Genomic DNA, 3,182 nt, shown 5'->3' on the forward strand with positions numbered 1-3,182 from the left:
TTTTAATCTCTTCGCTTGGATCGTAAATTGGTATATTTTGCATTTGTCCTCCTTTGCTTAGCATATCCTTGTTAAAAGGATTTATCTTTTTTTATTTTTTTCAATATATAATTTAAATCGCTCTCAAAATCGTTTATTCCCCAATAGCCTACTATTTTTGTTATTGGCTTTTGTTTATAGTCTAATATAAATATTGTAGGAACATATTTTGAGTCTAAAAAAGGGGGATAATCTTTTTTTTCTTTTGCGATTTTTACGGGGATAAAGTTTTTGTTTATAATTTGGGATATTTTTTCGTCATTTAAGGTCTCTTTTTCCATTTTTTGGCACCATCTACAAGGTGGATTTTTTCTCTCCATAAAAATAAAAAGAGGTTTTTTAAGCTCTCTTGCCTTTTTTAACGCGCTATTGTAGCTATCATTCCAATTTATCTGAGAAAAAAGCAAAGTGTTTATCAAAGATAAATATAAAATAGTTTTTAACATAAAATCTCCTTTATTAGGAAAAATTATACTTTATAGAGATAAAATTATGATATAAATGTATAATAATAAAAATTTCAAAGGAGAATTTATGATATTTCCTGAATTTAAGGTTAACGAGTCAAATATCCAAACGCAAAAAGAACATGTTCTTAATATAATAGAAAAAAATAGAAAAAAAATAAAAATGCTTTTGGATATAGAAAATAAAAATTATGAAAATTTTGTAAGACCTTTGCAACTTATGGAAGAAGAGCTTGGATTTTATTTTAGTCCGATTTCACATCTAAATTATGTAAAAAATTCCAAAATTACCGAAAAAGCATACAACGAGTTATTGCCAGTCCTTAGTCAATATCATACCGAAATTGGACAAAATGAAAAGATATATAAATCTTTAAAAAAGATTGAAAAAGAAGAAATTTTATCTAAAGATAAAAGAAAAGTTTTAAAAGATTTAATAATAGAGTTTGAACTTAGCGGTGTAGGACTTAAAAAGGAGGAAAAAAATAAAATAAAAAAGATAAATATAGCATTAAGCGATTTAAACTCAAAATTTGCTCAAAATCTTTTAAAAGCAACAGATGAGTATGAAATGATAATAGATAGGTTTGAAGATGTAAAAGAGCTTCCAAAAACCGATCTTGAGGCTGCAAAATTTCAAAAAAATGGTAAAACATATTATAAATTTACATTAAAACAACCAAGTTTTGTAGCGTATATGACATACGGCAGCAACAGAGAAAAAAGAGAAGAGCTCTACAAAGCTTACGTTACAAGAGCTCCTCAAAACGAAAAGTTAATAGATGAGATTTTAAAATTAAGATATGAAAAGGCAAATATTTTGGGATACGAAAATTACGCAGAACTTAGCCTTAAAACAAAAATGGCACAATCGCCTAAAGAAGTTGTAAATTTTTTGAGAGATCTTGCCAAAAAAAGTAAAAATCAAGCAAAAAAAGAGTTTGAAGAGTTAAAAAATTTTGCCAGAGAAAAAGGGTTTGATAAAGAACTCCAAGCTTACGATATAGCCTATTTTAGCGAAAAATTGAAAAAAGAAAAATTTGATTTTGAAGAAGAACTTTATAGACCATATTTTGAAAAAAATCAAACCGTCAACGGACTATTTAAATTTTTAAATAGGCTTTTTAAACTCTCTTTTAAAGAGATAAAAACTCCAGTATGGCACGAGAGCGTAAAATGTTATGAAATAAGTTTGCCAAATAGGCTTGTTGGAAGATTGTATATGGATCTTGAGGCAAGAGTAGGAAAAAGAGGCGGGGCATGGATGGATGAATGGATAACTCACCATATTGACGAAAAAGGAAAAAAGATTTATCCTATTGCCTATATAGTGGCAAATTTTGCTCCTTCATCCAAAGATATGCCCTCTTTGCTAAAACCAAGCGATGTAGTGACTCTGTTTCACGAGATGGGCCACGCCCTTCATCATCTACTTAGCGAAGTTACAGAACCAGCAATCAGCGGAATAAGCGGTGTTGAATGGGATGCGGTTGAGTTTCCGAGTCAGTTTTTGGAAAATTTCGCTTACGAAAAAAAGGTATTAAAAGAGTTTGCCCACCATTATAAAACCGGCGAAGTTTTAAGTGATGAGATGATTGATAAATTGATTGCATCAAAAAATTTTCAAAGCGCTATGGCAATGGTAAGGCAGCTAGAATTTGCACTTTTTGATATGCTAATACATATGGATTATCCAGTTGATGTTCAAAAGATTTTGGATATGGTCAGAAAAGAGGTTAGCGTTATAAAACCTCCAAAATATAATAAATTTCAATGGAGCTTTTCTCATATCTTTGCCGGAGGATACGCAGCAGGATATTATAGCTATAAATGGGCAGAAGTTTTAAGCGCTGATGCCTATTTTATGTTTGTTGATAACGGAATATATAATGAAGAGATCGCTCAAAGTTACCTACAAGAGATATTATGTAAAGGTGGAAGTAGACCTGCGATGGAGAGTTTTAAAGCTTTTGCAAAAAGAGAACCAAACAGCGAGGCTTTACTAAAACTTTGCGGGATAGAAAAATGAAAAAGATGAATTTTTAATTAAAAATCAAATAGACAATTTGGTTGATTATTTTTATTTGTCATTAACGAAAAATTTTTTAAATATAAGATGTGTGAAGAATATTAAAAATTAAAACAAAGCTAAAGAAGTTGTTGTTCGTGTTGCTTTTTACAATAAGATTTTTATGGGGGTCTTTATTGCCCCTGCTTTTGATAAAGTTTATTATAAATATTTTCGATTAGTTTTGACTCTTTTTTCAAATAGCCCAAAATATTTTCTAATTCACTTTTTTGTCTATTTTCAAAATCCAGTTGCATCGACGTTTTTGAATTGGGAGGAGATTTTTGAAGAAGATCTATACATTTTTTAACATCTTCCTCATCTAACATGATACCTTTTTGGTTTGCGATTTTTTTAATCTCTTGCAAAAGCTCTTTAAATTCATTTAAATGATTTTTTGCTATTTCTCCAAAAGTTTCGTTATATAACGAAGTCAAAGCTGCGGTTGAAGCGATAAATAGATATTTTTGCCAGATGGCTTTATCTATGTTTTTTGGGTTTTTTACTTTTATACCAGCACTTTTTATAATATCTTTTAATCTATCTGTTTTTTCGTTGATATTTTCAAAAACAATCAACGCCCCTTTTCCTTTTACGTCTATTAAATT

The 3,182-nt window shown here is 29.5% G+C and carries 3 protein-coding genes; 1 reads left to right on the forward strand and 2 read right to left on the reverse strand.

Annotated features, from left to right (window positions below; translation table 11 throughout):
• Window positions 1-71: 71 nt before the first annotated feature.
• On the reverse strand, window positions 72-485 hold the full coding sequence (locus tag AC30RD_RS07705; RefSeq protein WP_489493870.1) for a thioredoxin family protein: 414 nt from the start codon (window positions 483-485) through the stop codon (window positions 72-74).
• Between the two features lie 88 nt (window positions 486-573).
• Here AC30RD_RS07705 and AC30RD_RS07710 point away from each other — a divergent pair, with 88 nt between their 5' ends.
• Window positions 574-2,535, forward strand: a complete 1,962-nt coding sequence (locus AC30RD_RS07710; RefSeq protein WP_489493871.1) for a M3 family metallopeptidase — start codon at window positions 574-576, stop codon at window positions 2,533-2,535.
• Between the two features lie 173 nt (window positions 2,536-2,708).
• On the opposite strand, the gene AC30RD_RS07715 is transcribed toward AC30RD_RS07710, so the two are convergent.
• Window positions 2,709-3,182, reverse strand: a 474-nt coding sequence (locus AC30RD_RS07715; protein WP_489493872.1) for a ketopantoate reductase family protein, incomplete at its 5' end; no start/stop codon positions are given.

This window comes from Nitrosophilus sp., assembly GCF_982775275.1.

Excerpts from the sequence above, each read along its gene's own strand:
- AC30RD_RS07705 (WP_489493870.1), bottom strand. The coding sequence starts at position 485 with ATGTTAAAAACTATTTTATATTTATCTTTGATAAACACTTTGCTTTTT.
- AC30RD_RS07710 (WP_489493871.1), top strand. The coding sequence starts at position 574 with ATGATATTTCCTGAATTTAAGGTTAACGAGTCAAATATCCAAACGCAA.